The sequence below is a fragment of the Mesorhizobium subarcticum genome, from assembly GCF_055456085.1.
The window spans coordinates 4,443,209-4,467,331 of sequence record NZ_CM144237.1; the positions used below are offsets into that span (position 1 = coordinate 4,443,209).

Here is a 24,123-nt window from a genome sequence, read left to right on the forward strand (position 1 = left end):
CATGAGCACGACGATAGTGCCGCTGGCGCCTGAGCTCTGGCCTGAATTCGAGGACCTTTTTGGCAAGCAGGGCGCCTGCTACGGCTGCTGGTGCACGCATTTCCGACTGGCGCCGGCGGCGCGGCGCGAGAGCAGTCGCGAACGCAACAAGGACCATATCAAGGCGCGTATCGAAGCCGGCCCGCCGCCCGGCGTGCTGGCGTTCGAGGATGGCAGTGCGGTCGGCTGGATGCAGATCGGGCCACGCGCCGACGTGCCCGAGTGGAACAACAGGGGCAGGGGCTCGGCGCCGATCGATGCCGCCGACGCTTCCGACCTGGCCGTGTGGGCGATCTCGTGCTTTTTCATCCGGGCCAAGGCGCGCGGCAGGGGCATCACGCATCGCCTAGTCGAAGGTGGCGTCGATTTCGCCCGCCAGAACGGGGCACGGCTTGTCGAGGCCTGCCCGATCGACCTGTCGCGCGATTCGCGTTCGATCGGCCTCTTTGTCGGCTCATCGCAGGTTTTCGAGAAGGCCGGTTTCGAAAGGCTTGTGGAACGCAAGGCCGGCCGGCCGCTAATGCGGCTGGTGCTGGAACCGGGTGACTGAACATCATCGTCTTGCAGTTGTGATGGTATTTCCCTACCAGAAGGACGAGACAATTTTTGCCTTTCGACCAAACGGAGAATTCGCGTGAACCGTATGTTGCCAGTTGCCTTTACCGCGCTTCTGCTCAGCGCGCCCGCTTTCGGCCAGACCGTCGACAGCCAGGGCGCGAAGCAATTGTCCGATGACCTGTCCCGCTATGTGGGCAAACAGGCGCTCGACAACGGCATCCTGAAGGTTTCGGCCGAAGGCGACGCATACAAGATCATCTTCGATTTCAAGGCGCTGGCCGCGACCTTTCCCGACCAGAAGCTGGGGAAATTCGACTTTGCCCCCTACGCCTTGCTGGTCAAGCCGCGCAGCGACGGGACCTGGGATGTCTCGATGGACTTTTCGCAAAGCGCGTCCTTCGAGTTCAATGGGCCGGAGGGGCTGCAAAGCACGCAGTTTTCGATCAAGGACGGCAAGGGATCCGGGGTCTACGACCCAAAGCTGGCGGCCTTCATCAGCGGCGCCAGTTCGATCGCCGGCATGACGATGGCTTCCAAGGATGGCAAGCAGCAGATCGAAGCGAGCGCTGGTGCCGGCACCGCGACAATCGCTGCCACGAAAGCCGCCAATGGCGGTGTTGATTTCACCACGTCGCAGAAAGTCTTGAATTTCGTCGAAGCGGTAAAATTCAATGATCCCGAGAACGGGCTGAATTTTCCAGTCACCGTGAAGTCGCCGGAATTGTCGGTGGAAGCCAGCGGCAAGGGCGTGCAGACCAAGCCGTTGCTCGACCTCCTGGCATTTGCCGTGGCCAATGAGGACGAGAAGACGCTGAAGGCAAACCAGGCGCAGCTGAAGTCGCTTCTGCTCGCCGCGCTTCCGGTATGGGAGCGCATCGAAGGTACCTATGGCTTCAAGGATTTCGCCGTTGACAGCCCGATCGGCACTTTCGGGGCCACACAGCTCAGCACCGCGTTCGGCAGCGACGGCGTTTCCCAGAGCGGCAAGATCACCTATGGCATCAAGGCATCGGGGCTGACCGTTCCGCAGCAGCTTTTGCCGAGCTGGAGCGTGGCGCTGCTGCCCACCGATATCGACCTGAATTTCGGCGGCGCCAATATCGATCTCGACAGCATGGCGAAGAAGGCGATCGAAACCTTTGATCTCAATCAGGATCCGCCGCTGTCGGCCGAGTTCGGCGACCAGCTCAAAGCCGACTTCCTGGCCAAGGCGCCGAAGGTCGTTGTCGGCCACAGCACGATCAAGAACAAGGACATGGAGATCGCGCTGGAAGGTGAGATGACGAGCTTCGGCGAGAAGCCCGATGCAAATCTGACCGTCGATGTCGCGGGCTTCGACAAGATCATGGCGCATCTGCAGGACGCGGCAAAGGCGGAGCCGGAGTTGGGGCAGTACGTGCCTGTCGTTCTCATGGCCAAGGGTTTTGCCAAGACACTTCCGGATGGCCGGCTGGAATGGGCTGTCAGCACCAAGGCTGATGGCTCGGTCACCGTCAATGGCGTCATGCTGAAGGCCGCCGATCCGGCGGTGGACGACAGCGTCAACGATGGTGACAATGGGAACGCTGGTGGCGGCGCCAACAGCGGTAGCGATAATGGTGGCGGCGACAATGGCGGTAGCGACAATGGCGGTAACGACAATGGCGGTAGCGATAATGGCGGTAGCGATAATGGCGGGGCCGGCGCGAAGCTGAATCCTTGAGGCTTCGGCTCTAGAGCCCCAGCGCGGCCACGATCTTCGGCGCGGCTTCGTGCCAGTCCTGGACGACGATGACGTCATCCGGGACCGCCGGCAGGAACGCGCGCAGCGAATTGTCGGCCATCAGGTGGAAAAGATTGGCCTCGGCGACCGATTCACGCACCGACGCCAGATTGTGCGGCTGATCGTCGACGAAGACCACCGGCCTGCCGCTGTCGCCGCGCAGCCTGGCGACCGCGGGTCCCTTGGCCATTTCCGTGGTCAGCAGCGGATAGTTCAGACCCAGGGCATCGAGATGCGCGCGACGCACGCCACGATGCCTGTGCGGCATGGCCGTCAGCAATATGATTTCCGCGCGGTCACCAAGCCTTGCCAGGGCTTCCGTGGCGCCGTCGGTGATGCTCTGCCAATCGGCTTGCGCGTCGAAGAAATCGCCCAGGAGTGTCGTGACTTCTGGCTGTTCGATCAGGCGACCGCTGGCCGTTTCGGCAATGTTGCCGGTCAGGCGAAAGGACGCCAGGGTCAGGCCATAGCCGCGCGACTTGAGAAAATGTGGGAACGGGCGGATGAATTCGAGCACCACGTCGTCGACGTCGAGCACCAGCAGCGGCCGGCCGTCGGCCGAAAGTTCCTCGATCTGGCGCAAGGTTTCTGGATCATCGCTCATATGGAATGCTCATGGTTGTCGTCGCCGAGCGGCAGGGCGCGCAACGCCTTGCCGACGGCTGCCGGCGGCGTGCCGGTTTCCTCGGCAAAGCGCATCAGGGTCGGCTCGTGGGCGAGAATGAACTGCAGCACGCCGGCCAGAAAACCCGGTTCGCCCGCAGCCTTGCGGATCGAATGCGCCTCTATTCCGGTGATCGCCAGAAAACGCGGCAACAGCTCCGGATCGGAGGCGACGAAGCCCAGCGCCTTCACGGCAATGGTTTCCGCCTCTTCGCGCATTGACGTCGCGTTTGCCATCACTACCTTCGGCATGTGGAAATGAGTCTCTTCCGCATTAATGGCAACAATTGCTTGCGGCAAGCCTCTACAGCGCTGCGCGCCTTTTGGACGCGCAGGCAGGCGAGACGGAATTCGCGCTGCTTTGCAGCCCGAGGGTTTCCGTTTCGTCAATCATATTGCCGTATAGTGAAGCAGGGTTTGGTGCGTTCAACGAAGGGCGCATGACGGCCACCTTCGAGCGGAAGGACGGTCGGGACGGGATGTCGATGCCGAAGAAGGTCATGATCGTCGAGGACAATGAGCTCAACATGAAGCTCTTTCGGGACCTCATCGAAGCAAGCGGCTACGAGACAGTGCGCACCCGCAACGGTCTGGAGGCGCTCGACCTGGCGCGAAAGCACCGTCCGGATCTCATCTTGATGGACATCCAACTGCCCGAAGTGTCGGGGCTGGAAGTGACCAAATGGCTGAAGGAGGACGACGACCTCCACGTCATTCCGGTCATCGCGGTCACCGCCTTCGCCATGAAGGGCGATGAGGAACGCATCCGCCAGGGCGGCTGCGAGGCCTATATTTCGAAGCCGATCTCGGTGCCGCGTTTCATCGAAACCATCAAATCCTACCTGGGCGATGCCTGATGTGCCTTTCCAGCCGAGCCGGAGCCTTGTGAAATGACCGCGCGGATCCTCGTCGTCGACGACATCCCTGCCAATGTCAGGCTGCTGGAAGTCCGGCTGCTGGCTGAATATTTCGAGGTGCTGACGGCCAGCAACGGGCCTGACGCGATCGAGACCTGCGAGAACGGCAAGGTCGATGTCGTGCTGCTCGACGTGATGATGCCCGACATGGACGGGTTCGAGGTCTGCCGCAGGCTGAAGAGCGACCCGGCGACAGCGCATATTCCGGTGGTGATGATCACCGCGCTTGACCAGGTGTCCGACCGCGTGCGCGGGCTGGAGGCCGGCGCCGACGATTTCCTGACCAAGCCGGTCAACGACCTGCAGCTGATGACGCGCGTCAAGAGCCTGGTCCGGCTGAAGTCGTTGACCGACGAATTGCGGCTTCGGGCTTCGACAACGCGCAACATCGGTATCGAAGAACTGCTCAGCCGCAATTACGCGTCGGAAGACACGATGCCGAAAGTGCTGCTGATCGACGAACGCAAATCGTCCGTCGAGCGCATTCAGAAAATGTTGCGTGATCGCGCCGACCTAGACGTCACCGGTGACCCGCATGCAGGGTTCTTTCAGGCGGCCGAGACATCCTACGAGTGCGTAATGATCTCGACGGCCTTTGCCGATTTCGATCCGCTACGGCTCTGCTCGCAATTGCGCTCGCTGGACCGCACCCGTTTCGTGCCGATCATCCTTTTGGCGGAAGAGGGCGAGGAGGAGCGCATCATCCGCGGCCTCGAACTCGGCATCAACGATTATCTGATGCGGCCGATCGACCAGCAGGAACTCACCGCAAGGCTGCGCACCCAGGTGCGCCGCAAGCGCTATAACGACCAGCTGCGCGCCAGTGTCACCCAGACCATCGAGATGGCGGTGACCGACGGGCTGACCGGCCTGCACAACCGCCGCTATCTCGACAGCCATCTGCAGACGCTGTTCGACCGCGCCGTCGCGCGGCGCAGGCCGCTGTCGGTGATGATCACTGATCTCGACCGCTTCAAGTCGATCAATGACGCGCACGGCCACGATGGCGGCGACGAGGTGCTGCGGGAATTCGCCCGGCGGCTGCGCAAGAATGTCAGGGGTATCGACCTTGCCTGCCGGTTCGGTGGCGAGGAGTTCGTGGTGGTGATGCCGGATACAGATGGCGTGGTGGCCGAAAAAGTGGCCGAACGCATCCGTGCCGAAATCGCCCAAATGCCGTTTGCCATCGGCGCCGACGGCAAGACGATCGAGGTCACGGTCAGCGTTGGCGTGTCGTCGGTGCTGAAGGGCGTGGATACGGTCGCGGCGCTGATGAAGCGCGCGGATCTTGCGCTTTACGAAGCCAAGAGCGGCGGCCGCAACCGCGTCGTCGCAAAGGCTGCATGACATTCCTGGCTGGATTTTCCAGTCAACCCGGAATGGTTACCCGTTTACCTTAATCCAAGCGATTCGCGAGCCTTGGTTAAGAAACTGTTGATTTTTATAAGCTCTTGCGCAAATGTGCAGGCCAAGACGAAGCCGGCACGAGGGTAGATAAGCCGGCTCGATCTCAGGAATACCCCATGATGCTCAGGTCCGCCGCATCTCCTGGGTCCGTGGGGTCGGCCGGCCGGCGCTGGCACATAGTGGCCTCCTCGTACCGCTGCCAAACGCCGACCGGCCCCCTTTTGTCCACGAGACATCAGGATTCCGCACCAAGCCCCGGAAGTGCCGGGGCTTTTTTGTGTGCGAAAATCCAAATAGCGCTTCTGGATTGTGACGGCTTCGACGGCACATACGCTGCCGCCTCGCAACGCAGTGACTTTTATTGCGGTACTTAAAAGGGGAAGAAGCGCGGCTATCTCTCCATTCCATACATATGGCGCACAGGGGGCTTGCGGCAAGACCCGGTTGTTCCCGTAAAACCGCGGCCCCAAGCCAGCGGAAACGGGAATGACGAGAATGGGTATTGTGTCGCCAGCAGATGAATTGCGTCGGGATCATGCGGTGGTGATCGCCGGGGGCGGTCCGACGGGATTGATGCTCGCAGGCGAGCTCGCGTTAGCCGGCGTCGATGTCGCCATTGTCGAGCGGCGTCCTGACCAGGACCTCATCGGCTTGCGCGCGGGTGGCCTGCACGCCCGCACCATCGAGGTTCTCGACCAGCGCGGAATTGCCGACCGGTTTCTCTCGCAGGGACAGCGCTTCCCGACCGTTGGCTTCCATATGATCCGTTTGGACATCAGCGACTTTCCCAGCCGGCACAACTATCTCCTGGCGCTGCGGCAAAACCATATCGAGCGGATAATGGCTGACTGGATCAATGAGTTGGGGGTGCCGATCTATCGCGGAGAAGAAGTCACGGGTTTTGCCCAGGATGATAGTAGTGTCGACGTGGAACTGTCCGTTGGCCGACGGTTGAGGGCGCAGTACCTCGTCGGCTGCGACGGCGGACGCAGCACAATCCGCAAGGTGGCGGGCATCGAGTTCCCCGGATGGGACCCGACGATGAGCTGGATGATCGCCGAGGTCGAGATGGCGCAGGAACCGGTATTGGGCTTTCGCAGCGACGCCTACGGAATTCATGCGATAGGCAAGTTCGAGGAAGGCGACCGGGTGGGTGTCGTGCTGACCGAGAGGCAACTGACCATCGGCGGCGAACCGACGCTGCGCGATCTCAGCGAGGCGCTTGTCGCTGTCTACGGCACCGATTACGGGGTCCACAGCCCGACTTGGCTCTCCCGGTTCACCGACATGACACGGCAGGCCGCCGCTTACCGCGACAGGCGCGTCTTGCTGGCTGGCGACGCCGCGCATATCCATCCTCCGATGGGCGGGCAGGGGCTCAACATCGGCGTGCAGGACGCGGTAAATCTGGGATGGAAGCTGGCCCAGGTGGTCAAGCGGACCTCACCGGAAAGCCTGCTCGACAGCTATCACACGGAGCGTCATCCGGTCGCCGCCCGAGTGTTGCGCAACACGATGGCGCAGGTCGCTCTTCGTCGCACCGATGATCGTACCAAGGCTTTGGGCGACACCGTTACCGAGCTGCTTGGCCTGGACGAGCCCCGCAGGCGGATTGCCGCGGAGATGTCCGGTCTGGGCGTTCACTATGACCTGGGCGAGGGGCACCCCCTGCTTGGGCGGCGCATGCCCGATCTCGATCTGGTCACCGCAAAAGGGCCTTTGCGGGTCTTCAGCTTGTTGCATGATGCGCGGCCGGTGCTTCTCAACATTGGTGAGCCTGGCAGGCTGGACATTGCGCCTTGGGCGGATCGGGTCCGGCAGATCGACGCTTTGTACGCCGGTGTTTGGGAGCTCCCGATCCTCGGGACGATCGCTGCGCCCGAAGCCGTCTTGATCCGACCTGATGGATATGTGGCTTGGGTCGGGGTTGGAGCCCAGCAGGGGCTGGCTGACCCGATGACCACCTGGTTCGGGCCGCCCGCCGCGCGTTAGCGACACGCTTCAGACCAGGAATGGGTGCCGCGAACCTTTGCGTCAGAAGCGTTCGCGATAATCGCGCGGGTTTGTGCCGAGGACGCGTAGAAAGCCGCGCCGCATCGTCTCTTCCGATCCGAAGCCGCAGCGGCGGGCCGTCTGGTTCACGGCCTGGCCCCGTTCCAGCATCCGTCGCGCCGCCTCGATCCGGATCTGCTCGATCGCGCGCGCAGGTGTGCGGCCCGTTGCCACCCGATAGTGCCTGGAGAAACTGCGCGGGCTCATATTGGCGCGCTCGGCCAGGGTCGGTAGTGAAAGGTCTCCGTCCAGATTGTCCTGGATCCAGCCATGCAGCCGGTCGAAGCGTTCGTCGCCTTGCTGCAGCTTGAGCGTCTGGCTGAACTGCGCCTGGCCACCGGGGCGTTTCAGGAAGACCACCAGCTCGCGCGCCACCGCAAGCGCCACGCGCCGGCCAAGGTCGGCCTCGACGAAGGAAAGGGCGAGATCTATGCCCGCCGTCACGCCTGCCGACGTCCAGACATTGCCGTCACGGATGAAGATCGGATCGGGTTCGAGGCGGACCGCCGGAAAGCGTTTCGCGAACTCGGCGCAGCGTCCCCAGTGGGTAACCGCACGCTTGCCGTGGAGCAGGCCTGCCATCGCCAGAAGCATGGCACCACTGCACACGGAAGCCGTTCGCGTGGCGTCGTGCGAGCGGCCGATTATCCATTGGACGAGTTCGAGGTTTTCGCAGGCCGCGTTGACGCCCCATCCGCCAGGCACGATCAGCGTGTCGATCTCCAGCCCGTGCATCGGCAGCGCCGCTGTCTCCAGCACGAGACCGGCCGAGGTCCTGATCTGCGGCGAGGCGGCGACGACCGCGACCTCGTAGGGAGCTGGTTCGCCGGCCTGAGTTTTGAAGTCGTTGGCGCTGGCGAACACCTGAAGCGGTCCGCTGACATCGAGTAGCTGGATATCGGGATAAGCAAGAATTTCGATACGGCGCATGGCGATTTGGCTTGAAACGAGGGGTGATTGGCGATCGTGCCAAACCATGATGCCTTAGATTGGCTGAAGTCAACCTATGGAGAGTTCCATGACGCTTCGTTTCGGCATCCTCGTCTTCCCCAATGTCCAGCAACTCGACCTCACCGGCCCTTATGAAGTCCTGGCATCGGCAAAGGGCGCCGAGTTAGAATTGATCTGGAAGGATCGCAATCCGGTGATGTCGTCGACGCGGCTGTCGCTCAGCCCAACGGCGACCTTCGACGATTGCCCGCCTCTCGATGTGCTGTGTATTCCGGGTGGCGGCGGCGTCAACGTGCTGCTGGAGGACCATGCCGTGCTCGATTTCGTTCGGGAGCGCGCTGCGCAGGCACGCTATGTCACCTCGGTATGCAGCGGCGCCCTGGTGCTCGGTGCCGCCGGCCTGCTCAAAGGCAAGCGGGCGACGACGCATTGGTATGCGCATGATTTCCTTGCCGAGTTCGGCGCCATTCCAGTCGATGAGCGAATTGTCGAGGACGGAAACCTGATAACCGCCGGCGGCGTCACCTCGGGGATCGATTTCGGTCTCGCCTTGGTCGCCAGGCTTCTCGGTCAGGCCGAGGCCGAAACGGTGCAGCTCTCGCTGGAATATGCCCCGGCTCCTCCGTTCCAGTCGGGCACGCCCGCACAGGCTTCGCCTTCCGTGCTGGCGGAAGCAAAGAAGCGGCTCGCGGGTTCTAGGCGGGTTCGCGAGGACATGTTCGCGCGCTGGCGCGCCACTCGCGCAGCCGTCACGCCGGCGCGAAGCCAAGCTTGAACTGACGGGCCGAACGGCGCCATGGCGTGCCGTTCGGCCCGTCCTCGTTTCGGCTGTTGACACGTTTCTCCGTCTATGCAGAATTGGTTGGGCCATTGCACCACTTCTGCTTTCGGGGAGGATTTGTGGATCAGAACAGCCTGCCACCCATTCAGACGACGGCGCGCGATGACGCCGTGCTGAAGGCGTTGGTGGGCTTTGTTCGCGCCGAGGCCCTACAGCCTGGCGAGCGACTGCCAACAGAGCGTATCCTGGCGGAGCGGCTGAAGGTCAGCCGCAACACGGTGCGCGAGGCGCTGACGCGCTGGGAAGGGCTCGGCCTCGTCGAGCGCCGGCAAGGCAGCGGCACCTATCTCAAGGCGGCCGTGTCACCCGACATGCTGCACATGCCGCTGACCCTGGCGGGCGGCAATGATTTCACCAGCCTGATGCAGACGCTGGAGATCCGCCGCGCGCTGGAGGCGGAGGCGGCCGCGCTTTGCGCCGAACGCGCCAGCCCGGCCGATATCGCCGAGATCGAGCGCAAGCTCGACATCATGGAGCAGGCTTTTCGCACCCGCGACGGCATGTCGTCGGAAGAGGACTGGGAGTTCCATCAGGCGATCTACCGCGTCTCCGGCAATCCGCTGTTCGAACAGATCATCGCCGCCATGCACGAGCTGTTCCACCGCTTCTGGGAGCATCCGCTCGGCGTGCGCGACTTCGGCCACGCCAGCTTTCCCTATCACCGCACGATCTATGAATGCATCGCGGCGCGTGACCCGCAAGGCGCCCGCGCCGAGGCGCTCAAGCTGATCGCCACCGTCGAGGACGACCTGAAGCGCGGTGCCGCTAAACTCAAACTTTCGAGCCAGACATGAACGAGCATCCCTCAGGTTTCGACCACGATTATCTCGCCGAGGCGGCAACGCTTTTGGCGCATGACGAACCGTTCCCCGGCGGCGCGGTGGTGCCGCCGATCTATCAGACCTCGCTGTTCACCTTCGCCAATTATGCCGAGATGGCCGACACTTTTGCCGGCAAACGAAAGCAGCCGATCTATTCGCGCGGCGACAATCCGACGGTGATGGAGTTCGAGGCGCGCGTCGCCGCGCTGGAGGGCGCCGAGGCCGCGCGCGGCTTTTCCAGCGGCATGGCGGCAATCAGCGCCACGGTGCTTGCTTTTGTCCGGGCAGGCGAGCGCATCGTTGCGGTGCGCAATTGCTACGGCGATGCCTACCGCCTGTTCGAGCGGCTTTTGCCGCGGCTCAACATCAAGGTCGACTATGTCGACGGTTCCGACCCGGATGCGGTGGCCGCGGCTCTTCCCGGCGCCAAGCTACTCTATCTGGAAAGCCCGACTTCGATGATGTTCGAGCTGCAGGACCTGCCGCATCTGACCCGGCTGGCGAAAGAGCAGGGCATCATCACCACGATCGACAATTCCTGGGCAACGCCGGTGTTCCAGAAGCCGATTTCGCATGGCGTCGACCTGGTGCTGCATTCGGCCTCGAAATATCTCGGCGGCCACAGCGACACGGTCGCCGGTGTGGTTGCGGGCTCGGCCGCCCACATCAAGCATATCAACGAGCAGACCTATTCCTATCTCGGCGGCAAGCTGTCGCCTTTCGAGGCCTGGCTGCTGCTGCGCGGCCTGCGCACGCTGCCGCTGCGCCTGCCGCACCACATGAAGAGCGGGCTTGTCATCGCCGAGCGGCTGAAGGCGCATGCCAGTGTCGAGCGGGTCAACCATCCCGCCTATTCGAACCATCCTGGCAAGGCGACACTGGCCGGTTATGCCGGGCTGTTCTCCTTCGAAGTGACGGACGATATCGACATACCCGTCTTCGTCGACGCACTGAACTATTTCCGCATCGGCGTAAGCTGGGGCGGTCATGAGAGCCTGGTCGTGCCGGCCAAGGCGTCGCTGGAGCAGACGCCGGGACTGAATTCGATGGCGCGCTTCGGCGTCAGCCCCCGAACCATCCGCTTCAATGTCGGATTGGAGAGTGTCGAAGACCTCTGGGCCGATGTGGCCCAGGCCTTCGAAAAAGCCAGAAAATAACAAGCGGGTTCAAAATGGGAGTCTTGAACATGAAAAAACTGACCGTCATGCTTGCCACCGTTGCGGGGCTGGCGATTTCCGCCGGGAGCGCGCTGGCCGATTCGACCCTGAAAATGGTCGAAGTCATCACCAGCCCGCCGCGCACCGAATTCTTGAAGAAGCAGATCGCCGATTTCGAAGCCGCCAATCCCGGCGTCAAGGTCGAGCTGATCTCGCTGCCCTGGGGCCAGGCCTTCGAAAAGTTCCTGACCATGGTGCAGGCCGGCGATACGCCCGACGTTGTCGAGATGCCGGAACGCTGGATGGGTCTCTATGCCAACAACGCCCAGCTCGAGGATCTCGGTCCCTACATGGCCAAATGGGATGACGCCAAGACGCTGGGCGACCGCGCCAAGCAGTTCGGCTCGACCGTCAACAACACCCAGTTCATGATCCCCTATGGCTACTATGTGAACGCGCTGTTCTGGAACAAGAAACTGTTCAAGCAAGCCGGCCTCGACGGCCCGCCGGCAACGCTCGACGAGTTCATCGCCGACTCCAAGAAGATCTCGGCCATTCCAGGCAAGTACGGCTACTGCCTGCGCGGCGGACCAGGCGCCTTCAACGGCATGCACATGTTCATGAACATTGCCGCCGGCAAGGGCGGCTACTTCAACGAGGATGGCACCTCGACCATCAATGACGAGGGATCGATCAAGGGCCTGCAGATGCTGGCCGACATGTACAAAAACGGCCTTGCGCCGAAGGATGCCGTAAGCTGGGGTTTCAACGAGACCGTGACCGGCTTCTATTCCGGCACCTGCGCCATGCTCAACCAGGATCCGGACGCATTGCTCGGCATCGCCGACAAGATGAGCGCCGACGACTTCGCGGTGGCGCCGTTGCCGGTTGGTCCGAGCGGCAAGTCCTATCCGACGCTCGGCTATGCCGGTTGGGCGATGTTCGCCAACTCGCAGCACAAGGACGATGCCTGGAAGCTGATGTCGACGCTGCTCTCGCCCAAGGACAATCTGGAATGGGCCAAGGAAGTCGGCGTCGTCCCGATCCACAATGGCGCCGACCAGGATCCCCATTTCAAGACCGAGCAGTTCAAGGGCTGGTTCACCGAGCTCAGCGACAGCTCGAAATATGAAATGGTGACGCCGCCGACGCATCTGGAAAATCTCGGCAATTTCGTCGACCAGGTGGCGATCAAGAATTTCCAGGAAGTGCTGCTTGGCCAGAAGACGGCCAAGGACGTCGCCGACCAATGGGCTGCATTCCTGACCAAGGAACAGCAGGACTGGCTGGCCAAGAACAAGAAGTAAGCGCAGCGCCCCTTTCCCTCTCCCCGTTCACGGGGAGAGGGTGTCACGAAGTGACAGATGAGGGGCCGCGCCATGCCTCGATAGGTTCGCGCTGCCCCTCATCTGCCTGCCCGTCCTCCGCAGCAGCTCCGTTGCCACTTCGGAGGGTGGACCGGCATCTTCTCCCCGTGAACCGGGAGAAGGACGCTATCCCCGACGCCACGGAGCCGATCCTCAGCAATGACCTACGCCGTGTCCGAAATACGATCCGCAGGCCAGCCGCGCCGCAAGCGGCTGTCGCATGCCGCCATCGAGCCCTGGCTCTATCTCAGCCCGGCGATCATCCTGCTGGTCGTGGTGCTATTGGTGCCGCTGGTCATCGGCATCAGCTACTCCTTCCGCAAATTCTCGGCCTTCAAGTCGGAATATGTCGGGCTCGGCCAATATCAGGCGATGTTTTCGGATCAGGTGCTGGGGCAGGCGCTGATCAACACGCTGTGGTGGACGGTCGCCAGCCTGTTCTTCCAGTTCTTCCTCGGCCTTGGGCTGGCGCTGCTGCTCGACAAGCCGTTCTGGGGCCGCAAGGCGGTGCAGGCACTGGTGTTCCTGCCCTGGGCGGTGCCATCCTTCCTGTCGGGGCTGACCTGGGCGTGGCTGTTCAACCCGATCGTCGGCCCGCTGCCGCACTGGCTATTCGCCGTGGGGCTCAGAGCCGACCCGACCACCAGCATCCTGTCCGATCCGGCCACAGCGATGTGGGGGCCGATCATCGCCAATGTCTGGTTCGGCATTCCGTTCTTCGCCATCACGCTTCTGGCGGCGCTGAAGTCTATCCCGTCCGAACTGCATGAGGCGGCCGCGATCGACGGCGCTTCGCCCTGGCAGCGCTTTACCAAGGTGACGCTACCGTTCCTGGCCCCGACCATCGCCATCACGGTGATGCTGCGCACCATCTGGATCGCCACCTTCGCCGACCTGATCTTCGTCATGACCGAGGGCGGGCCGGCCGGCTCGACCAACACGGTGCCGGTCTACATCTATGTCAGCGCCTTCAAATCGCTGGATAAGGGCTATGCCTCGGCGGTGGCCGTGCTGCTGCTCGCGCTGCTGATTGTCTATGCGATTGCTCTGATCGCCATCCGCCGCTCCCTGGTGAGGCACGTCTGATGATCGCAGGACGCTCAGCCTCGCAACGCTTCTTCGGTGGCATCGGCCTCTACGCGGCAATCGGTGTCTACCTGATCTTCGCCCTGTTTCCGATCTACTGGACCCTGAAGATCTCGGTCACGCCGGAGCGGCTGCTTTACTCAGAAGGCGTCACGCTTTGGCCGTCGCACATGACGTTGCAGAATTTCGTCACCGTGCTCGAAGCCACCGATTTCCCACGCTATTTCCTCAACAGCGTCATCGTCTCTGTTTCGACGGCGGCCCTGGTGACGGTCATCGCCACGCTCGCCGGCTATGCCATGTCGCGCTTCACCTTTCGCGGCAAGGCGACGCTGGCTCTGATGCTGCTTTTGACCCAGACGTTCCCGCTGGTGATGGTCATTCCGCCGATCTACCGGGTGATGGGGGAGATCGGCCTGATCAACAGCCTGACCGGGCTGATCATCATCTACACCGCCTTCAACACTGCCTTCGCGACCTTCCTGATGCAGTCCTTCTTCGATGGCATCCCGAAGGATCTGGAAGAGGCGGCGATGATCGACGGTTGCACGCGTGCACAGGCGATGCGCAAGGTGATCGTGCCGCTGACACTGCCCGGCATGGGGGCGACGCTGGGTTTCGTCTTCACCGCCGCCTGGAGCGAGCTTCTGTTCGCCCTGATGCTGATTTCCAGCGACGACCAGAAGACCTTTGCTGTCGGTCTGCTCACCTTCATCGGCAAGTTCGCCGTCGACTGGGGACAGATGATGGCGGCGTCGATCCTGGCGCTGATCCCGGTCTGCATCTTCTTCGCTTTCCTGCAACGCTATCTCGTCACCGGCCTGACCGCCGGCGCCGTCAAAGGATAGACCAATGGCCTCTGTCACACTCGAAAAGGTCCGCAAGGATTATGGCGCGGTCCGCGTCCTGCACGCGGTCGACCTTCAAATCGCCGACGGCGAATTCGTCGTCCTGGTTGGCCCGTCCGGCTGCGGGAAATCGACGCTGCTGCGCATGATAGCCGGGCTGGAGGAGGCCTCCGGCGGCGAGATCCGCATCGGCGAACGGTTGGTCAATGACGTGGCACCCAAGGACCGCGACATCGCGATGGTGTTCCAGTCCTATGCGCTCTATCCGCATATGGACGTGTCGAAAAACATGGGCTTCAGCCTGCTTTTGAAGAAAGCGGAGAAGACGACGATCGACGCCAGGGTGGACGGCGCGGCCAAGCGGCTGGGCCTGGACACGTACCTGCAGCGCCTACCGCGCCAGCTATCCGGCGGTCAGCGCCAGCGCGTCGCCATGGGCCGCGCCATCGTGCGCGATCCCAAGGTCTTCTTGTTCGACGAGCCGCTTTCGAACCTCGACGCCAAGCTGCGCGTGCATATGCGCGCCGAGATCAAGGCGCTGCACCAGCAGTTGAAGACCACCTCGGTCTATGTCACCCACGACCAGATCGAGGCGATGACCATGGCCGACCGGATCGTCGTCATGCATGACGGGCTGATCCAGCAGGTCGGCGCGCCGCTCGATCTCTATGACCGCCCGGCCAACATGTTCGTGGCCGGTTTCATCGGCTCCCCCGGCATGAACTTTTTGCCGGCGACGGTTCGCAAGGGTGCCACTTCTGAAGCCGTGCTGGCTGACGGCCAGGCGCTGAAATTGCCGGACGGCCTGCCGCTTGGGGATGGCGACGCGATCACCATCGGTCTGCGGCCCGAGCATATAAGGCTGGCCGATGACGGCGCCCTGCAGGGCGAGGTGGGGGTGGTGGAGCCGCTTGGGCTTTCGACGCAGTTCTATGTCAAACTGGCCAATCAGCAGCTGTGCGTCTTTGCCATGGGCCGTGCCGGCGTGAAGCCTGGCGATATCGTGCGGCTGTCGGCTGATCCGGCCTCGCTGCATCTGTTCGACCCGAAAAGCGGCGATCGCATCGGCTGACGAAATTCAGCCGGGGCTGCCAGAACGCAGCCCGCAGCTTCTGCCTCGCAAACTAAAACACCGCCCAGTGGGCGGCGTTTCGGCATTCCAGAGGGAAACCCCAGATTACTTGATCTTGGTTTCCTTGAATTCGACGTGCTTCTTGGCGACCGGATCGTACTTGCGGAACGACAGCTTGTCGGTCTTGGTACGGCTATTCTTGCTGGTGACGTAGAAGAAACCGGTGTCGGCGGTCGACAGAAGCTTGATCTTGATGTTTGCGGCTTTGGCCATGATCTCAGTCCGTTATGTTCGTGGGGTTTTGGCCGCTGGAGCACGGGAAAACACCCGGACGCGGGAAACTTGGCGCGACACATAAAGAACGTGCCTGGAAAGTCAAGCCCAGTGGGCCTGATGCGGCCCGCCCGGGCTATGCATTACGCATAAATTAGACGGTTTCCGCCTCATGCGCCGCAACCTTCTTCCAGTCTCCGGTCGTGTTCCACCAGCGATTCGGGTTGGCGCGGTCGTCCAGCCCCTTGGAGCGGCTGGCGAGGATCGGCTGGATGCGGATCACCGGCTCCTGGTAGGAATGGGCCTGGAAAATCGCCTCGACGACACGGCCCGCCAACGCCTGGTCGTCAGGCAGTTCGAACGAAACCTCGACCGTGCCCGGGCGGCGGCGCAAGTCGGTTTCGGCGCCTGCCGCTGCCCCTTCAAGCGGCCTGTAGCGCTCGATGCCATGTGCCGACTGGTAGGCATTGCGGTCATATTTGCCCATGGCCAGCGGGGCGATCGCAACCACCGCGTCCATGATGCGGTCGATATCGGCAGCCGGGGCCTGGAAGGTCACAAGCAGCAGGAGCGTCATTCGCAGGGATGTCGTTTCAAAACCGCTGTCGATCATGGGAGTGTCCTCAACTTCCGATGTTTTTGGGACACTCTTCTAACCCAGCGCTCCTGACACGGTTCTGTCAGCAGCGGTCTCTGTGTCGAAGGGTCAAAGCAGAATCTTGCGGACGAGCCTGAGCCCGACCAGGGCCATATAGGCGGCGAAGAACAGGCCGAGCGACCAACCGAAACCGGACGGCCCGAACGCATCCATGCCGATGCCGATCGCCTGCGGACCAAGCACCATGCCGACGCCGTAACACAGCACGAAGGCGGCGTTGGCGGATGCCAGTTCGTGGCCGGAAAGCTGCGAGCCGAGATGGGCAAGGCCGATCGTGTACATGGCCGCGACCACGCCGCCCCAGACGAACAGAAGGGCGGCCATCAAGTGCCAGTTCGACGCAAAGAAGGGCATGAATATCGTGCCGGCAAGGCCGACGGTGGCGCAGGCGAGCAACAAATAGCGGCGATCGCTTACGCGGTCGCTGATCATGCCGATCGGGATCTGCAGCAGCACGTTGCCGAGACCGATCATGGTCAGCAGCAATGCCGCGTCCGCTTCGGAATAGCCGATGCGGTTGCCATAGATCGGGAACAGCGCGAAACCGCCGGTTTCGACCGCGCCGAAGACCAGCACGGCGGCGGTCGCCGACGGCACCAGCCAGATGTAGCGCAGGAAATTGCTGGTTTCGCCATCGGCCACAATGGTCGGGCTTTCGTTGCGCGCGGCCAGCACCGGTATCGCGGCCAGCGTCACCAGCCCGATGATGACGCCGAACGGCCTGAAGCCGGAACTGCCGAGATGGGCAAACAGCCAGGGTCCGGCGGCGAAGCCGAGCGACAGGACGGTGGCGTAAATGCCAAGGACAAGGCCGCGTCGGTGCGGCGGCGCCGAGGTGCTGATCCAGAATTCCGACAGGATGAACAGCACGGTCAGCGCGATATGCAGGACGATGCGCAGCGGGAACCACATCCAGAAATCGGGCGCGAAATGGAAGCCGACAAAGGCCAGAACGCCGGCGGCAATCATGGCGACCATGGTCCAGGCGACGCCGAAGCGCATGGCGAGCGGGGTCGCCAGCGGTGCGCCGGCGATCGAGGCCAGGCCGGCGACGGCCGTGTTGAGGCCGATCATCGAGGCCGAATGGCCGCGCGTTTCCAGGATGACGCTGAGCACCGGCATGCCGAGGCCAATGGCGATGCCGACGACGCTGATCGACGAGATCGCCGCCACCATCGGCAGCCAGTGTACGCGTTCGTCGCCCTGTGGTTGGGTATCGACCGTCATGGGATGCTGAATACTCTGTCTGTTTGATCTTACGCAATTGCCGGCGGAAAACCGCGTCACTCTTTTCCTGGAATTGCCCTAGAGAAGTTCGCGGATGAAGCGGTTGCGGACAAGCCGGTAGAAAGGCACGGGACCGCCCGGCCGCAGCAGTGGATCATGGGCGAGGCGCTTTTCCAGCTCGTCCAGGATCATTCGGGTAATGTCGGGTATGTCGGCTTCCCTGGCCTTGGCAAGCGGCAGCCAGACCAGTTCCTCGAGCTCGTTGGTTGGGCCGCCACCTGGCAGTTCAACCGCGACATCGTTGCGCCAGGCGCTGAAGAAACGCGTGTCGAAGCGGCGCACCCGGTTGGGCGGGGTGATGGCACGGGCGATGAAACGCAGCGTTTCGAGCGAAGGGCTTACGCCGTGTTCGACAAAACCTTGCCAGTCACGCTTGTCGGTCGCAAAGGCGGCCTTCTGGCCGATCAGCAGCCCGGCTTCCTCGTAAGTCTCGCGAATTGCGGACAGCGCGACAGCGCGGGCTCGCGCCGCACTGGTGCGGCCGGGACCCGCAAGCAGCTTCGCTTCCTCATCGCGGTGCAATGCGGTGGCTGTGGCGATGCGGCTGTCGGCCGGATCGGTGCGGCCACCGGGAAACACGAACTTTCCAGGCATGAAGGCGTGGCCGGCGTGGCGGCGGCCCATAAGAACCAGAAACTCATCGCCCTTGCGGTCGAGAAGAATCAGCGTCGCGGCGTCACGCGGACGCAGGGGCCGGCCGCCATGTGCGGCAAGACCCTTGTCGAGCTTGTCGACGTCCGCCTTGGTCATTGCTTCCATGCGCTGGACCTAGCGGAAAGTTCTTGCAAACGAAAGTGGCCTTTCACGGTCGGTACGTTGCGCCAGATGGCGCGCTAGGTTCCGGGATGCGGCTCGATCCCATCCTTTTCGTCACCGAAGCCGTGCATATAGAACGCCCATTGCAGTCCGATGACGGCGCCTTTGACAGGCTGCAGCAGGGCAACCGACAAGATAATGGTCAAGGGCACCCAGATCAGGATGTGCTGCCAGGTGGACAGGTCGGATGTCGCCTCCACGCCCATGAAAGCGCCGAGAACGATGTGGCCGACGATGACGATGACCAGATACGCCGGCAGGTCGTCGGCGCGATGGTGGTGGATTTCCTCGCCGCAGACGCTGCAGGTCTCGACGGTCTTGGTGAAGCCGCGAAACAGCTTGCCTTCGCCGCAGTTCGGGCAGCGGCCCAGGAAGCCGCGCTTCATCGCCGTCCACAAGGGGCGGGCAACCCTGCCGGTGTGATGTTCGCCGCCGAAAACCTGTTCTTGTATCCCTAATTCTTTTGGCATCATCGTCTCCTGCCGCGCGAACCCGGTCGCGATTGCGACGCACGGGCGCGGCCCTTGGCCTTGTGAAACGACTTGCTGGAGCCTGGCAGGGGCTTCGGGTCGGTCAACATCTCGAAGCGCATCGCACCAGCCATTGGCGCCACCTCGATGAGTCGGACCTCGACGCGGTCCGCGAGCTGGTAGCCTTTGCCCGTGCGTTCTCCGAACAGGGAGCGGGCCGTTTCATCGTATATATAGTAATCGCCGCCCAGAGTTGACACCGGGATGAAGCCATCTGCGCCAAATTGCGGCAATTGGACAAAAAGTCCTGATTTGGTGACGCCGGAGATGCGGGCGTCGAACCGGTCGTCGATGCGCTCGGCAAGATAGGCCGCGATCAGCCGGTCGACCGTGTCGCGCTCGGCCGCCATGGCGCGCCGCTCCGTGCCGGAGATCAGCACCGCAACGTCTTCGAGCCGCGCCTCCTCATCCTGCGTCAGACCGCCCGGACCGAGGCCGAGTGCGGCGATAAGCCCGCGATGCACGATCAGGTCGGCGTAGCGGCGGATCGGCGAGGTGAAATGCGCGTAGCGCCTCAGGTTGAGGCCGAAATGGCCGATGTTCTTCGGCGAGTATTCAGCCTGGCTCTGCGAACGCAGCACCACCTCGTTGACCAGCGCCTCATTGTCGGCGCCACGCACGCGTTCCAGGATGCCGTTGAACTGAGCAGGCCGCATCTGCGCGCCGCGCGCCAGCGACAGGCCAAGCGTCTGCAGGAACTCGCGAAGCGATTCCTGCTTGGCGAGCGACGGCGCATCGTGGACGCGGTAGACCAGCGCCTGCTTCTTTGCCTCCAGCGTCTCGGCGGCGGCGACATTGGCCTGGATCATGAATTCTTCGATCAGCTTGTGAGCGTCGAGCCGCTCCGGCACGATGACGCGATCGACCGTGCCATCCGGCTTGAGCAGGATCTTGCGCTCCGGAAGGTCGAGTTCGAGCGGCTGGCGGCCGTCGCGACCACGTTTCAGGATCGCATAGGCGTCCCAGAGCGGCTTCAGCACCGTGTCGAGGATCGGGCCGGTCTTGTCATCGGGCATGCCGTCGATTGCCGCCTGTGCCTGCTGGTAAGCAAGCTTCGCCGTGGATTTCATCATCACGCGGTGGAAGGAGTGCCTGATCTTGCGGCCATCGGCGGAGAAGGTCATGCGCACCGCCAGCGCCGGGCGGTCCTGGCCTTCGCGTAGCGAGCAGAGATCGTTGGAAATGCGCTCGGGCAGCATCGGCACGACACGATCGGGGAAGTAGACCGAATTGCCGCGCTTCAAGGCCTCGCGGTCGAGCGCCGTGCCATAGCGCACATAGGCGGCGACATCGGCGATCGCCACGGTGGCTATCACGCCGCCGGGGTTCTTTTCGTCGAGATCTGGCGTAGCGAAGACGGCGTCGTCATGATCCTTGGCATCGGCCGGATCGATGGTGACCAGCGGCAGGTCGCGCCAGTCCTCGCGATGATCCATCGTTGCCGGCTTCACGGCTTCGGATTCTGCGATGACGTCGGTCGGGAAGATGTGCGGGATGTCGTGGGCGTGGATGGCGATCATCGAGACCGCCTTTTCGCTGGTCAGCGAACCCAGCACGTTGAGCACCTTGGCTCTCGGCAACCCAAAGCGGGAGGCGCGCGCGGGCTCGACTTCGACCAGATCGCCATTTTTGGCGCCGTTCTGGAATTCCTTGTCGACGATCAGCTCGGGCTGGCGCCGTTCGACCGGTTCGATGCGGAAGGTGCCGTCCTGAAGCACGCGAAAGACGCCGAGCACGGCATCGGTGCGCTTCTCGAAGATCTTCATCACCCGCCCGGTATAGGCGGGGCCGGTCGGCTCATCGGTCGGGAAAGTCTTGGCCAGCACGCGATCGCCAATGCCGGGCGCCGGGCCGTTGCCGCTGCGCGACACGCGGATCGAGACAACAGGCGGTTCGCCGGGGCCGACGGCCTCGGCCGGATGCGCCAGCAAGATGCCATCGCCGTCGCGGCCAAAAATGTCGAGCACGGCGACATGGGGCAGGGCGCCGACGCGGGCCAGTTTTTTGCGCTCCTTGGTGAGGACGCCTTCGTCCTGCAGGTCGCGCAAAATATCCTTCAGCCAGATGCGATCGTCGCCGCGCAGCGCGAACGCCTTGGCGATGTCGCGCTTTCCGGCACGGTCGGGATTTTCAGCGATGTAGCGCAGGATTTCGTCACGCGAGGGCTTATAGTCATCCTTGACCTTCGCTCTCGTGTCGGCGGTGCGTGGATCGCCGTGGCTTCTTCCGGTGATCCTGCGCGCCACGCTGTCCTACCCTTTTTCTTCGCGGCCGGCTTTTTGGCGGCTGTCTTCTTGGCTGCCGGCGCCTTGGTTGCCGCTGCCGCCTTGCGGAACGGCTTCTTGCCGCCGCCGCCCTTGGCTTCCTTCTCGGCAATCAGCGCCAGCGCGTCCTCGATCGTCACCGATTGCGGATCCTTGCCTTTCGGCAGCGTGGCGTTGACCTTGCCGAAATTGACGTAAGGCCCGTATTTGCCGTCGCGCACGACGATCTTGCCGCCGCCATCGGGATGGTCGCCAAGTTCCTTGAGCGCAGCGGCAGTGCCGCCATTGCGGCCGCCCTTGCCCTTCGATTGCTTCTCGGCAATCACCGTGACGGCGCGGTTGAGGCCGATGGAGAACACATCCTCGATGCTTTCGAGATTGGCGTAGGTGCCATCATGCAGCACGAACGGGCCGTAGCGGCCGAGCCCAGCCGAGATCATCTTGGCCGTTTCGGGATGCTTGCCGATATCGCGCGGCAGCGCCAGCAGGGCCAGCGCCTTCTCATGGTCGATGGAGTTCTGGCGTCCAGCCCTTGGGCAGGCTAGAGCGCTTGGCTTCCTTGCCGTCGCCGCGCTGCAGATAGGGGCCGAAGCGGCCTGAGCGCAGGGTGATTTCCTCGGCCGTGTAAGGATCCTTGCCAAGTACCTTGGTGCCGTCATCGCCGCCGCCATTCTCGCCATTCGGGTTGGCGGCGTCGCCGAGTTGGCGGGTAAACGAGCATTCCGGATAGTTCGAGCAGCCGACAAAGGCGCCGAACTTGCCGAGCTTCAGCGACAGATTGCCGGTCCCGCATTTCGGGCAGATGCGCGGGTTCGAGCCGTCTTCCCGCGTCGGAAACACCAGCGGCGCCAGTTCCTCGTTCAGCGCATCGAGCACGTCTGTAACGCGCAGTTCCTTGATGTCGGCGACAGCGCCGGAAAAATCCTTCCAGAAGTCGCGCAGCACGTCCTTCCATGCGAGTTTGCCGTCGGAAATCTCGTCGAGCTTTTCCTCGAGCGAGGCGGTGAAGTCATATTCGACATAGCGCTCGAAGAAGCTTTCCAGGAAGGCGGACAGCAGACGCCCCTTGGCCTGCGGCACCAGCCGGCGCTTGTCGATGGTGACGTAGTCGCGGTCTTCCAGCGTCTTCAGGATCGCGGTGTAGGTCGATGGCCGGCCAATGCCGAGCTCTTCCAGCTTCTTGATCAGCGACGCCTCGGAATAGCGCGGCGGCGGCTCGGTGGTGTGCTGGGTGGCGTTGATCGCCTGACGGGCAAGCTGCTCGCCAGCCCGGATTTCCGGCAGACGGCGGTTTTCCTCGTCTTCCGCGTCGTCGTCCTTCTGGTCGGTGTAGGCGGCGATGAAGCCGTCGAAGCGAACGACGGAACCAACGGCGCGCAGCTCCGCCGTGCGGGCACCGTTCACCGCCTCGATCTCGACCGTGGTACGCTCGATTTCGGCCGGCTGCATCTGGCTGGCGATAGCCCGCTTCCAGATCAGCTCATAGAGCCGCATCTGGTCGGAATCGAGATATTGGCGGACCGATGCCGGGGTGCGCATGAAATCCGTCGGGCGGATGGCTTCGTGCGCTTCCTGGGCATTCTTGGCTTTGGCAGTGTACTGGCGCGGCTTCTCCGGCAGGTATTTCGGGCCGAACTCCTTGGCAATTGCGTCACGGGCAGCGTCGATCGCCTCGGGCGCCATCTGCACGCCGTCGGTCCGCATATAGGTGATCAGGCCGGTGGTCTCGCCGCCGATCTCCATGCCTTCATAGAGCCGCTGCGCCACCTGCATGGTGCGCGTGGCGGAGAAGCCGAGGCCCGACGAGGCCGCCTGCTGCAGCGTCGATGTGGTGAAGGGCGGACCGGGATTGCGCTTGGTCGGCTTGGCTTCGACGGACAGCGCCTTGAAGGTGGCACCCTCGAGCATCGCCTTGATGTCGTCGGCCTGCGCCTTGTTGGCAATGTCGAGCTTTTGCAGCTTCTTGCGCTCGAACGCAGTCAGCCGCGCCTCGAAAGTGTCGTTGCGCGGGGTGCCGAGCAGAGCAGCGATCTGCCAGTATTCCTCGCGGATGAAGCGTTCGATCTCGGATTCGCGGTCGCAGACAAGACGCAGCGCCACCGACTGGACGCGGCCGGCCGAACGAGCGCCCGGCAGTTTGCGCCACAGCACCGGCGACAGCGTGAAGCCGACGAGATAGTCGAGCGCGCGGCGGGCGAGATAGGCATCGACCAGCGGCGCATCGATCTGGCGCGGATTGGCCATCGCTTCCAGCACAGACGATTTGGTGATGGCATTGAAGACGACGCGGCTGACCGGCTTGTCCTTCAGCACGCGCTTCTGCTTCAGCACTTCCAGTACATGCCAGGAAATGGCTTCGCCTTCGCGATCCGGATCGGTGGCGAGGATCAGCCCGTCGGCATCCTTGACCGCGTTGGCGATATCGGAGAGGCGCTTGCCCGAGGCAGTGTCGACCGCCCAGGACATGGCGAAATCCTCGTCAGGACGCACCGAGCCATCCTTGGCCGGCAAATCGCGGACGTGGCCAAACGAGGCCAGAACCTTATAGTTCTTGCCGAGATACTTATTGATTGTCTTCGCCTTGGCCGGCGATTCGACGACGACGACGTCCATGAGGTCTCATTATCAGCTGTGATGCGGCAGAAGAATTCCGCTGCGCGCGACGAAATCTCGGTTCTGTATGTCGCTCACATGGCCGCGCTTTTGCATCCGGTCAAGGGGAAGCGCCCAAATTGCGGGGCTGTCCGGAGCAAT

The 24,123-nt window shown here is 62.8% G+C and carries 21 protein-coding genes and 1 pseudogene; 12 read left to right on the forward strand and 10 right to left on the reverse strand.

Annotated elements, in window-relative coordinates:
* Window position 1: 1 nt before the first annotated feature.
* Both ACZYHG_RS21620 and ACZYHG_RS21625 read left to right on the forward strand, forming a co-directional pair.
* Window positions 2-589 carry an N-acetyltransferase family protein gene (locus ACZYHG_RS21620; RefSeq protein ID WP_464610302.1) on the forward strand — a complete coding sequence of 196 codons (588 nt, stop codon included), beginning with the start codon at window positions 2-4 and terminating at the stop codon, window positions 587-589.
* A 93-nt stretch (window positions 590-682) separates the two neighbouring features.
* Window positions 683-2,299, forward strand: coding sequence for a hypothetical protein (locus tag ACZYHG_RS21625; protein WP_464614762.1), 1,617 nt, complete (start codon window positions 683-685; stop codon window positions 2,297-2,299).
* A 10-nt stretch (window positions 2,300-2,309) separates the two neighbouring features.
* On the opposite strand, the gene ACZYHG_RS21630 is transcribed toward ACZYHG_RS21625, so the two are convergent.
* Together ACZYHG_RS21630 and ACZYHG_RS21635 are read right to left on the reverse strand one after the other, a co-directional pair.
* Entirely contained in the window at window positions 2,310-2,963 is a 654-nt protein-coding gene (locus tag ACZYHG_RS21630; protein WP_464610303.1) for a hypothetical protein, read from the reverse strand.
* The gene (locus tag ACZYHG_RS21635; protein WP_027029196.1) at window positions 2,960-3,259 is read right to left on the reverse strand and encodes a DUF3572 domain-containing protein; all 300 of its coding nucleotides are present in this window, start codon (window positions 3,257-3,259) and stop codon (window positions 2,960-2,962) included. The genes ACZYHG_RS21630 and ACZYHG_RS21635 overlap by 4 nt, the downstream gene beginning before the upstream one ends.
* Window positions 3,260-3,462: 203 nt before the next feature.
* Here ACZYHG_RS21635 and ACZYHG_RS21640 point away from each other — a divergent pair, with 203 nt between their 5' ends.
* The 3 genes from ACZYHG_RS21640 (at window position 3,463) to ACZYHG_RS21650 (ending at window position 7,338) form a co-directional block, all read left to right on the forward strand.
* On the forward strand, window positions 3,463-3,879 hold the full coding sequence (locus ACZYHG_RS21640; RefSeq protein WP_275451165.1) for a response regulator: 417 nt from the start codon (window positions 3,463-3,465) through the stop codon (window positions 3,877-3,879).
* 33 nt (window positions 3,880-3,912) lie between these two features.
* Window positions 3,913-5,286 carry a PleD family two-component system response regulator gene (locus tag ACZYHG_RS21645; protein WP_027029195.1) on the forward strand — a complete coding sequence of 458 codons (1,374 nt, stop codon included), beginning with the start codon at window positions 3,913-3,915 and terminating at the stop codon, window positions 5,284-5,286.
* 555 nt (window positions 5,287-5,841) lie between these two features.
* Window positions 5,842-7,338, forward strand: a complete 1,497-nt coding sequence (locus tag ACZYHG_RS21650; protein WP_464610304.1) for an FAD-dependent monooxygenase — start codon at window positions 5,842-5,844, stop codon at window positions 7,336-7,338.
* 42 nt (window positions 7,339-7,380) lie between these two features.
* On the opposite strand, the gene ACZYHG_RS21655 is transcribed toward ACZYHG_RS21650, so the two are convergent.
* Complete coding sequence (locus ACZYHG_RS21655) at window positions 7,381-8,328, reverse strand: GlxA family transcriptional regulator (RefSeq protein ID WP_464610305.1); 948 nt, start codon at window positions 8,326-8,328, stop codon at window positions 7,381-7,383.
* 88 nt (window positions 8,329-8,416) lie between these two features.
* On the opposite strand from ACZYHG_RS21655, the gene ACZYHG_RS21660 reads away from it, so the two are divergent.
* The 7 genes from ACZYHG_RS21660 (at window position 8,417) to ACZYHG_RS21690 (ending at window position 15,541) form a co-directional block, all read left to right on the forward strand.
* Window positions 8,417-9,124, forward strand: coding sequence for a DJ-1/PfpI family protein (locus ACZYHG_RS21660; RefSeq protein ID WP_464610306.1), 708 nt, complete (start codon window positions 8,417-8,419; stop codon window positions 9,122-9,124).
* A 125-nt stretch (window positions 9,125-9,249) separates the two neighbouring features.
* Entirely contained in the window at window positions 9,250-9,984 is a 735-nt protein-coding gene (locus ACZYHG_RS21665) for a FadR/GntR family transcriptional regulator (RefSeq protein WP_464610307.1), read from the forward strand.
* Entirely contained in the window at window positions 9,981-11,168 is a 1,188-nt protein-coding gene (locus ACZYHG_RS21670) for a PLP-dependent transferase (protein WP_464610308.1), read from the forward strand. The genes ACZYHG_RS21665 and ACZYHG_RS21670 overlap by 4 nt, the downstream gene beginning before the upstream one ends.
* 29 nt (window positions 11,169-11,197) lie before the next feature.
* Window positions 11,198-12,475, forward strand: coding sequence for an ABC transporter substrate-binding protein (locus tag ACZYHG_RS21675; protein WP_464610309.1), 1,278 nt, complete (start codon window positions 11,198-11,200; stop codon window positions 12,473-12,475).
* A gap of 219 nt (window positions 12,476-12,694) precedes the next feature.
* Window positions 12,695-13,621, forward strand: coding sequence for a carbohydrate ABC transporter permease (locus ACZYHG_RS21680; protein WP_464610310.1), 927 nt, complete (start codon window positions 12,695-12,697; stop codon window positions 13,619-13,621).
* On the forward strand, window positions 13,621-14,469 hold the full coding sequence (locus ACZYHG_RS21685) for a carbohydrate ABC transporter permease (protein ID WP_027029187.1): 849 nt from the start codon (window positions 13,621-13,623) through the stop codon (window positions 14,467-14,469). The genes ACZYHG_RS21680 and ACZYHG_RS21685 overlap by 1 nt, the downstream gene beginning before the upstream one ends.
* A gap of 4 nt (window positions 14,470-14,473) precedes the next feature.
* On the forward strand, window positions 14,474-15,541 hold the full coding sequence (locus ACZYHG_RS21690) for an ABC transporter ATP-binding protein (protein WP_464610311.1): 1,068 nt from the start codon (window positions 14,474-14,476) through the stop codon (window positions 15,539-15,541).
* Window positions 15,542-15,646: 105 nt separating this feature from the next.
* Here ACZYHG_RS21690 and rpmG read toward each other — a convergent pair whose 3' ends face one another.
* The 7 genes and pseudogenes from rpmG to topA all read right to left on the reverse strand — a co-directional run.
* Window positions 15,647-15,814, reverse strand: coding sequence for a 50S ribosomal protein L33 (rpmG, locus tag ACZYHG_RS21695; RefSeq protein ID WP_006201775.1), 168 nt, complete (start codon window positions 15,812-15,814; stop codon window positions 15,647-15,649).
* 154 nt (window positions 15,815-15,968) lie between these two features.
* Entirely contained in the window at window positions 15,969-16,427 is a 459-nt protein-coding gene (locus ACZYHG_RS21700; protein WP_464610312.1) for a YqfO family protein, read from the reverse strand.
* 93 nt (window positions 16,428-16,520) lie between these two features.
* Window positions 16,521-17,699: an MFS transporter gene (locus ACZYHG_RS21705; protein WP_464610313.1), complete on the reverse strand. Its 1,179-nt coding sequence runs from the start codon at window positions 17,697-17,699 to the stop codon at window positions 16,521-16,523.
* 78 nt (window positions 17,700-17,777) lie between these two features.
* Window positions 17,778-18,518, reverse strand: coding sequence for an NUDIX hydrolase (locus ACZYHG_RS21710; RefSeq protein ID WP_464610314.1), 741 nt, complete (start codon window positions 18,516-18,518; stop codon window positions 17,778-17,780).
* A gap of 74 nt (window positions 18,519-18,592) precedes the next feature.
* Window positions 18,593-19,045 (reverse strand): DUF983 domain-containing protein, encoded by a 453-nt coding sequence (locus ACZYHG_RS21715; RefSeq protein ID WP_464610315.1) that lies wholly within the window; start codon window positions 19,043-19,045, stop codon window positions 18,593-18,595.
* Window positions 19,045-21,351 carry a ribonuclease R gene (rnr, locus tag ACZYHG_RS21720; protein WP_464610316.1) on the reverse strand — a complete coding sequence of 769 codons (2,307 nt, stop codon included), beginning with the start codon at window positions 21,349-21,351 and terminating at the stop codon, window positions 19,045-19,047. Before rnr ends, ACZYHG_RS21715 begins: the two co-directional genes overlap by 1 nt.
* A gap of 8 nt (window positions 21,352-21,359) precedes the next feature.
* A pseudogene (gene topA, locus ACZYHG_RS21725) lies at window positions 21,360-23,982 on the reverse strand (type I DNA topoisomerase); the annotation flags it as partial.
* Between the last annotated feature and the right edge of the window lie 141 nt (window positions 23,983-24,123).

Bases quoted from the DNA above. Each gene is read 5' to 3' on its own strand.
- ACZYHG_RS21620 (WP_464610302.1), top strand. From the start codon at position 2: ATGAGCACGACGATAGTGCCGCTGGCGCCTGAGCTCTGGCCTGAATTC.
- ACZYHG_RS21625 (WP_464614762.1), top strand. From the start codon at position 683: ATGTTGCCAGTTGCCTTTACCGCGCTTCTGCTCAGCGCGCCCGCTTTC.
- ACZYHG_RS21630 (WP_464610303.1), bottom strand. From the start codon at position 2,963: ATGAGCGATGATCCAGAAACCTTGCGCCAGATCGAGGAACTTTCGGCC.
- ACZYHG_RS21635 (WP_027029196.1), bottom strand. From the start codon at position 3,259: ATGGCAAACGCGACGTCAATGCGCGAAGAGGCGGAAACCATTGCCGTG.
- ACZYHG_RS21640 (WP_275451165.1), top strand. From the start codon at position 3,463: ATGACGGCCACCTTCGAGCGGAAGGACGGTCGGGACGGGATGTCGATG.
- ACZYHG_RS21645 (WP_027029195.1), top strand. From the start codon at position 3,913: ATGACCGCGCGGATCCTCGTCGTCGACGACATCCCTGCCAATGTCAGG.
- ACZYHG_RS21650 (WP_464610304.1), top strand. From the start codon at position 5,842: ATGGGTATTGTGTCGCCAGCAGATGAATTGCGTCGGGATCATGCGGTG.
- ACZYHG_RS21655 (WP_464610305.1), bottom strand. From the start codon at position 8,328: ATGCGCCGTATCGAAATTCTTGCTTATCCCGATATCCAGCTACTCGAT.
- ACZYHG_RS21660 (WP_464610306.1), top strand. From the start codon at position 8,417: ATGACGCTTCGTTTCGGCATCCTCGTCTTCCCCAATGTCCAGCAACTC.
- ACZYHG_RS21670 (WP_464610308.1), top strand. From the start codon at position 9,981: ATGAACGAGCATCCCTCAGGTTTCGACCACGATTATCTCGCCGAGGCG.
- ACZYHG_RS21675 (WP_464610309.1), top strand. From the start codon at position 11,198: ATGAAAAAACTGACCGTCATGCTTGCCACCGTTGCGGGGCTGGCGATT.
- ACZYHG_RS21680 (WP_464610310.1), top strand. From the start codon at position 12,695: ATGACCTACGCCGTGTCCGAAATACGATCCGCAGGCCAGCCGCGCCGC.
- ACZYHG_RS21685 (WP_027029187.1), top strand. From the start codon at position 13,621: ATGATCGCAGGACGCTCAGCCTCGCAACGCTTCTTCGGTGGCATCGGC.
- ACZYHG_RS21690 (WP_464610311.1), top strand. From the start codon at position 14,474: ATGGCCTCTGTCACACTCGAAAAGGTCCGCAAGGATTATGGCGCGGTC.
- rpmG (WP_006201775.1), bottom strand. From the start codon at position 15,814: ATGGCCAAAGCCGCAAACATCAAGATCAAGCTTCTGTCGACCGCCGAC.
- ACZYHG_RS21700 (WP_464610312.1), bottom strand. From the start codon at position 16,427: ATGATCGACAGCGGTTTTGAAACGACATCCCTGCGAATGACGCTCCTG.
- ACZYHG_RS21705 (WP_464610313.1), bottom strand. From the start codon at position 17,699: ATGACGGTCGATACCCAACCACAGGGCGACGAACGCGTACACTGGCTG.
- ACZYHG_RS21710 (WP_464610314.1), bottom strand. From the start codon at position 18,518: ATGGAAGCAATGACCAAGGCGGACGTCGACAAGCTCGACAAGGGTCTT.
- ACZYHG_RS21715 (WP_464610315.1), bottom strand. From the start codon at position 19,045: ATGCCAAAAGAATTAGGGATACAAGAACAGGTTTTCGGCGGCGAACAT.